General features: G+C 43.9%; 3 protein-coding genes. 1 reads left to right on the top strand and 2 read right to left on the bottom strand.

Translation table 11 applies throughout. The features are described from left to right. Positions 1-2: 2 nt before the first annotated feature. Entirely contained in the window at positions 3-3,680 is a 3,678-nt protein-coding gene (gene rpoC / locus O3599_RS01095; protein WP_169435146.1) for a DNA-directed RNA polymerase subunit beta', read from the bottom strand. A gap of 32 nt (positions 3,681-3,712) precedes the next feature. Beyond that, positions 3,713-7,321, bottom strand: a complete 3,609-nt coding sequence (gene rpoB / locus O3599_RS01090; protein ID WP_247939599.1) for a DNA-directed RNA polymerase subunit beta — start codon at positions 7,319-7,321, stop codon at positions 3,713-3,715. Positions 7,322-7,805: 484 nt separating this feature from the next. On the opposite strand from rpoB, the gene O3599_RS01085 reads away from it, so the two are divergent. Continuing rightward, the gene (locus tag O3599_RS01085; RefSeq protein WP_247939600.1) at positions 7,806-8,330 is read left to right on the top strand and encodes a helix-turn-helix domain-containing protein; all 525 of its coding nucleotides are present in this window, start codon (positions 7,806-7,808) and stop codon (positions 8,328-8,330) included. The last annotated feature ends 1 nt before the right edge of the window (position 8,331 follow it).

Raw genomic sequence — 8,331 nt, 5'->3', positions numbered from 1 at the left:
TTTTATTCTACTGTTTCTTCCACAGTTTCAACGACAGTATCCACAACTACTTCTGTTGTTTCTTCATTTCCTTCTTCCTCTACTGGAGGATTAAGGTATTCTTCTTCGTTGATAGCTTGTGGTTCAAGGTTACGGTAACGTGCCATACCAGTACCTGCTGGGATAATCTTACCGATGATAACATTTTCTTTAAGTCCAAGGAGATGGTCTTTTTTACCGCGGATAGCTGCGTCAGTAAGGACACGAGTTGTTTCCTGGAAGGAAGCCGCTGACAAGAAACTATTGGTTTCAAGTGAGGCTTTGGTAATTCCCATAAGGACTGGGCGACCTGTCGCTGGAACTCCACCTGCGATAAGGACATCTTTGTTAGCATCTGTAAAGTCATTGATATCCATGAGGGTACCCATGAGAAGGTCTGTATCACCTGGATCCATGACACGGACTTTACGGATCATTTGACGAACCATTACCTCGATGTGTTTGTCACCGATTTCCACCCCTTGGCTACGGTAAACTTTTTGTACTTCACCAAGAAGGTAAGTTTCAACTGACAAGACATCACGAACTGCAAGGAGACGTTTTGGTTGGATAGAACCTTCTGTAAGAGCAGCACCACGCGCTACTTGGTCACCAACTTCAACACGCATACGAGCGGTAAATGGAACGACATATTCCCCTTCGCCAGTTTCACCCTTAACAAAGACTTTCTTGGTACGAGTTGATGCATCTTCTTCGATAGCAGTAACTTGTCCTTTAACCTCTGTGATAACCGCTTCCCCTTTAGGATTACGGGCTTCAAAGATTTCTTGGACACGAGGAAGACCCTGAGTGATATCGGTATTTGAGGCAACCCCACCCGTGTGGAAAGTACGCATTGTAAGCTGTGTACCAGGTTCCCCGATAGATTGGGCAGCGATTGTACCAACTGCTTCACCAACTTCAACCGCATCACCAGTCGCCAAGTTGATACCGTAACAGTGACGGCAGACACCGTGACGAGTGTTACATGTAAATACAGAGCGGATAGTCACTTCTTCCACACCAGCATTAACAATTTCACGCGCCTTGTCTTCTGTAATCAACTCATTTGGACCGATGATCACTGCACCAGTTTCTGGATGTTTAACGGTTTTCTTAGTGTAACGACCATTGAGACGTTCTTCAAGAGACTCGATCATCTCTTTTCCTTCTGCGATAGAGCGGATCAAGAGACCACGGTCAGTTCCACAGTCGTCCTCACGGATGATAACGTCTTGGGCAACGTCAACCAAACGACGAGTCAAGTAACCTGAGTCGGCTGTCTTAAGGGCCGTATCGGTCATACCTTTACGAGCACCGTGAGTTGAGAAGAACATTTCGAGTACTGACAAACCTTCACGGAAGTTTGAAAGGATTGGCAATTCCATGATACGTCCGTTCGGAGCAGCCATCAGACCACGCATACCGGCAAGCTGTGAGAAGTTTGAGATATTACCACGGGCTCCTGAGTCCATCATCATAACGATTGGGTTCTTAGGATCTTGGTTGGCAATCAAGCGTTTCTCTAATTTTTCACGGGCAGCACGCCATTCAGCTGTAACGGCATTGTAACGCTCGTCGTCTGTGATCATACCACGACGGAATTGTTTTGTGATTTGTTCTACACGTTTGTGTGATTCTTCAATGATTTCAGCCTTGTCATCAACGACTGGGATATCGGCGATACCCACTGTCAACCCTGCAAGAGTTGAGTGGTGGTAACCGAGGTTCTTCATGCGGTCAAGTAGGGCAGAAGTTTCTGTCGTACGGAAACGTTTGAAGATTTCAGCGATGATATTTCCAAGGTTTTTCTTCTTGAATGGAGGGTTGAGTTCAAGATTGTTAATAGCTTCCTTGATATCTCCACCAAGTGGCAAGAAGTATTTAGCTGGAACGCCTTCTGTCAAGTTGGCATTGTTTGGTTCTTGCAAGTATGGTAGACCCTCTGGCATGATGTCGTTGAAGAGGATTTTACCAACTGTTGTAAGCAAGACCTTGTGTTTTTGCTCTTCTGTCCAAGGCTTGTTGAGGCTGTCTGTTGCGATACCAACACGTGAGTGGAGGTGAACATAACCATTACGGTAAGCCATAACCGCTTCGTCACGGTCTTTGAAGACCATTCCTTCACCTTCACGACCAGCTTCTTCCATAGTCAAGTAGTAGTTACCCAAAACCATGTCCTGAGACGGAGTAACAACTGGTTTACCATCTTTGGGGTTCAAGATGTGCTCAGCAGCTAGCATCAAGATACGAGCTTCTGCTTGGGCTTCTTCTGAAAGCGGTACGTGGATGGCCATTTGGTCCCCGTCAAAGTCGGCATTGTAGGCTTCACAGACAAGCGGGTGCAAGCGAAGGGCCTTACCATCAATCAAGACTGGCTCGAAGGCTTGGATACCCAAACGGTGAAGGGTCGGTGCGCGGTTCAAAAGCACTGGGTGTTCTTTAATCACTTCTTCAAGGATATCCCAGATACGCTCATCTCCGCGTTCCACCAAGCGTTTAGCAGCTTTGACGTTTTGCACGATATCACGGGCAACAATTTCACGCATCACGAATGGTTTAAAGAGCTCGATCGCCATTTCACGTGGCACACCACATTGGTACATCTTAAGAGTTGGACCAACTGCGATAACAGAACGTCCTGAGAAGTCAACACGTTTACCGAGCAAGTTTTGACGGAAGCGTCCTTGTTTACCTTTAAGCATGTGGCTCAATGATTTCAGTGGACGGCTACCTGGTCCTGTGATTGGACGACCACGACGACCATTGTCAATCAAAGCGTCAACCGCTTCTTGAAGCATACGCTTCTCATTTTGAACGATGATACCTGGTGCATTCAACTCAAGCAAACGAGCCAAACGGTTGTTACGGTTGATAACACGGCGATACAGGTCGTTCAAGTCAGATGAGGCAAAACGGCCACCATCCAACTGCAACATTGGACGAAGATCTGGTGGAATAACTGGAAGGATGTTGAGAATCATCCATTCAGGTTTGTTTCCAGACTTGTAAAAGGCATCCAAAACATCCAAACGACGGATTGCTTTGACACGTTTTTGTCCAGTCGCTGTTTTCAACTCTTCTTTGAGTTCAGCAATCTCTTTTTCAAGATCTACTTGTTTCAAGAGGTCTTGGATAGCTTCAGCACCCATCTTGGCAACGAATGATCCATAACCATATTCACGCAAGCGCTCTCGGTATTCGCGCTCTGTCATGATAGACTTGTGCTCAAGTGGTGTATCCTTTGGATCAATCACCACATAAGCCGCAAAGTAGATAACTTCCTCGAGGGCACGAGGGCTCATATCAAGGGTCAAGCCCATACGGCTTGGAATCCCCTTGAAGTACCAGATGTGAGATACAGGAGCTTTCAATTCGATGTGCCCCATACGCTCACGACGAACTTTCGTACGCGTTACTTCAACCCCACAACGGTCACAAACAATTCCTCTGTAGCGAATGCGTTTGTATTTACCACAAGCACATTCCCAGTCTTTTGTAGGACCAAAGATAACTTCATCAAAGAGTCCTTCACGTTCTGGTTTCAAGGTACGGTAATTGATTGTTTCAGGTTTTTTGACTTCTCCATAAGACCATGAACGGACTTTACTTGGAGAAGCTAGGGTGATTTGCATACTTTTAAAACGATTTACATCAACCACTATTTCTTCCCTTTCTATTCTAAGTGAACTGCTTATTCTTCAGCAGCTTCTTCTGTTGCTTCCACTTTTGCTTCTTTCTCAGCTTCTTCAGCTTCAAAGGCTGCTTTAGCCTCTTGGGCTGCTTTTTCGCGGGCTTTTTCAAGGTCATCTACGTGGATGACATCTTCGTCCATTCCTTCATCCAAGTCGCGAAGTTCCACTTCTTGGTCATCTTCGTCTAGGACACGCATGTCTAGACCAAGAGATTGCAATTCTTTGACAAGAACTCGGAAGGATTCTGGAACACCTGGTTTTGGAATTGGTTTTCCTTTTGTAATAGCTTCATAAGCTTTCAAACGTCCGTTGATATCGTCAGACTTGTAAGTCAAGATTTCTTGAAGAACATTTGACGCACCGTAGGCTTCAAGAGCCCAAACCTCCATCTCACCGAAACGTTGTCCACCAAACTGAGCTTTACCTCCGAGTGGTTGTTGGGTAACAGTTGAGTATGGCCCGACTGAACGAGCGTGCAATTTATCGTCAACCATGTGGTGGAGTTTAATCATGTACATGACTCCGACAGAAACACGGTTATCAAACGGCTCCCCAGTACGTCCATCGTAAAGGATTGTTTTGGCATCGCTATCCATACCAGCTTCTTTAACAGTTGACCAAAGGTCTTCAGAACTTGCTCCGTCAAAGACTGGTGTTGCGATATGAATACCAAGAGTACGAGCAGCCATACCAAGGTGGAGCTCCATAACCTGACCGATATTCATACGTGATGGCACCCCAAGTGGGTTCAACATGATATCGACTGGAGTTCCGTCTGGAAGGTAAGGCATGTCTTCTACAGGAACGATACGAGAGACAACCCCTTTATTTCCGTGACGTCCGGCCATCTTATCTCCGACCTTGATCTTACGTTTTTGAGCGATGTAGACGCGAACCAGCATATTAACACCTGATTGCAACTCATCTCCATTTGCACGTGTAAAGATCTTAACATCACGAACGACACCATCGGCACCGTGTGGTACACGAAGAGAAGTATCACGCACTTCACGAGATTTATCTCCGAAGATAGCGTGCAAGAGACGTTCTTCAGCTGAAAGGTCTTTCTCACCCTTAGGTGTTACTTTACCTACAAGGATGTCGCCTTCTTTAACCTCAGCACCGATACGGATAATACCCATTTCATCAAGGTCTTTAAGAGCGTCTTCCCCAACGTTTGGAATTTCACGAGTAATTTCTTCAGGCCCAAGCTTTGTATCGCGCGTTTCTGATTCGTATTCTTCAAGGTGAACAGATGTGTAGACATCGTCTTTAACCAAGCGTTCGCTCATGATAACAGCATCCTCGAAGTTGTAACCTTCCCAAGTCATGTAGGCAACGATTGGGTTTTGTCCAAGCGCCATTTCTCCATTTTCCATAGAAGGTCCGTCAGCAATGAAATCGCCTTTTTCAACGACATCTCCAACTTTTACGAGAGTGCGTTGGTTGTAAGCAGTACCTGAGTTTGAACGACGGAATTTTTGGATGTGGTAAACATCCAATGAACCATCTTCACGACGAACTTCTACCTTGTCAGCATCTGCATAGGTAACTTTACCGTCATACTGAGCAATCACAGCCGCTCCTGAATCGTGGGCTGCTTGGTATTCCATACCAGTACCAACGTAAGGTGCTTTAGGATTAATCAATGGCACGGCCTGACGTTGCATGTTAGCTCCCATGAGGGCACGGTTTGAGTCATCGTTTTCCAAGAAAGGAATACATGCTGTCGCAACGGCAACTACCTGTTTTGGTGATACGTCCATGTAGTCAACAACATTAGCTGGATACTCTTGGTTAACCCCTTGGTGACGTCCCATGACAACTTTCTCAGCAAAGGTTCCATCTTCATTCAGACGAGAATTAGCCTGTGCTACAGTATATTCATCTTCTTCATCGGCTGTCAACCAAACGATTTCGTTCGTAACAACACCTGTTTCACGGTCAACCTTACGGTATGGTGTTTGAACAAAACCATACTTATTCAAGTGTCCGTATGATGACAAGTTGTTGATCAAACCGATGTTAGGTCCTTCAGGTGTCTCGATTGGACACATACGGCCATAGTGAGTATAGTGCACGTCACGTACTTCATATCCAGCACGGTCACGTGTCAAACCACCAGGTCCTAAGGCTGACAAACGGCGTTTGTGAGACAGCTCAGAAAGCGGGTTGTGTTGGTCCATGAACTGTGACAACTGTGATGAACCAAAGAACTCTTTAACCGCAGCTGTTACAGGACGGATATTGATAATTTGTTGTGGTGTCAAGACTTCGTTGTCCTGAACAGACATACGTTCACGGACATTACGTTCCATACGAGAAAGTCCAAGACGTACTTGGTTGGCAAGCAATTCACCAACCGCACGGATACGACGGTTCCCAAGGTGGTCGATGTCATCTACACGGCCAAGTCCTTCAGCCAAGTTGAGGAAGTAGCTCATCTCAGCAAGGATATCTGCAGGAGTGACGATACGAACCTTGTCATCTGGATTAGCATTACCAATGATTGTTACGACGCGGTCTGGATCAGTTGGTGCAACAACCTTGAATTTTTGAAGAACAACTGGCTCAGTCACAACGGCTGCATCATTTGGAATGTAGACAATCTTGTTCAAGTCGCCATCCAAATGGCTTTCAATGCTTTCAATCACGCTACGAGTCATGATTGTACCAGCTTCTACCAAGATTTCTCCAGTTTCAGGATCTACCAATGGCTCTGCAATAGTTTGGTTAAGCAAGCGTGTTTTAACATTGAGTTTTTTATTGATTTTGTAACGACCGACTGCTGCTAAATCATAGCGACGTGGGTCAAAGAAGCGTGCCACAAGCAAGCTACGTGAGCTTTCAGCAGTCTTAGGCTCACCTGGACGAAGACGTTCGTAAATTTCTTTCAAAGCTTCGTCGGTACGAGAGTCCATTGGATTCTTGTGAATATCTTTTTCAACAGTGTTGCGAACCAATTCGCTATCACCAAAGATATCAAAAATTTCATCATCACCTGAGAAACCAAGAGCACGAACCAAGGTTGTAAATGGAATCTTACGAGTACGGTCGATACGAGTGTAGGCGATATCTTTTGAGTCACTTTCAAGTTCCAACCAAGCTCCACGGTTAGGGATAACAGTTGAACCGTAGCCCACTTTACCGTTTTTATCAACTTTATCGTTAAAGTAAACACCTGGTGAGCGGACCAACTGAGATACGATGATACGTTCACCACCATTGATGATGAAAGTACCCATTTCTGTCATGATTGGGAAATCACCAAAGAAAACTTCTTGAGTTTTGATTTCGCCTGTTTCTTTATTGATCAAGCGGAAGGTTACAAAAATTGGTGCTGAGTAGCTAGCATCGTGGATACGAGCTTCTTCTAGCGTGTATTTTGGTTCCTTGATTTCATATCCAACAAATTCCAACTCCATCGTGTCTGTGAAGTTTGAAATTGGCAATACATCTTCAAACACTTCCTTAAGACCATGGTCTAGGAAATCTTTGAATGAGTCAGTTTGAATTTCAATCAAATTTGGTAAGTCAAGAACTTCTTTGATTCTTGAAAAACTACGACGGGTACGATGTTTCCCGTATTGAACGTCATGTCCTGCCAAGATGATTCTCCTTTGTAAATAAGTTCCAAGCCCTGTCGATCAGGCTTTTCTAATCGTCATATGGTTTTAAAAACCCTTATCACCGTGTCCTCTTGATAAATTTTCAGAATCTTTAAGTCTTTGTTACAAGTACTCAAAATCCTGAAAAAAAGCACAAAAAGAGCAGCTAAATCTGACTTTTTCAGAAGATTTAACTGCTGTGAGCCTTGTCTGGACAATATTTCAGACAAAACCTACGACAAATGATTATTCATATTATACCCTATTTAGCTAGATTTTTCAAGGGGATTGACGAATTTTTGACAAAATCTTTTCCTATAAAAAAATTAAATTCAACTATTACTTTACGAAGTTCATTTTCAACCTAATTACCCAAAAAGAATATAGTAAATTACGGTTATCCTATTTTATCTTAGCCCATTTTTCTTGACTTTACTTGGTTTTTCTTTTAATATATATGTATAAATATATAAGGAGGTTTATTATGGATATTTTGCTTTCTGAAACAGAAGAGAATTTGCTAGTGTTACTGGAAGAATTGACCAAACACCAGGATTGGATACAAGATTCATCTTTGTCAGAAAATCTGAATCTGTCAGCAGAAGAATTGCAAGAACACCTTTCTTTGCTCGAGCAATTATTCCCAAACCTCCTTATTCGATCAACAAAAGAAGGTATTCAGTTGCAGTTTGAAGCCCGAAACTCTTTAGACCCTAGAATTGCTATCTTTGAACAATCTGCAACCTACTCTTTTTTGAACTATCTGTTTTTCAAAGAGGAGCAATCACTTGACCAAATATGCCAGGCACTTTCGACTAATCCAGAGCAGATTGAGGGAATCATCCAGCATCTAAACACACTCCTCCCCCAACACTATAATATCAGTATCCAACCTTCCCCTTTAGCCTTGGAGGGAGCAGAAGAAGACATCCGCGCCTTTTATCTGGACTACTTTAGTCAAAGTTACAGTTTTCTTGATTGGCCCTTTCCTTCTATTTCTGAAGAATAGC

It is taken from the genome of Streptococcus sp. 27098_8_103 (assembly GCF_041432345.1).
GTDB classification, from domain to species: domain Bacteria; phylum Bacillota; class Bacilli; order Lactobacillales; family Streptococcaceae; genus Streptococcus; species Streptococcus mitis_BV.
This window is presented reverse-complemented; position numbering and strand designations above follow the sequence as displayed.

Coding starts and splice junctions, on each gene's coding strand:
- O3599_RS01085 (WP_247939600.1), top strand. CDS start 7,806: ATGGATATTTTGCTTTCTGAAACAGAAGAGAATTTGCTAGTGTTACTG.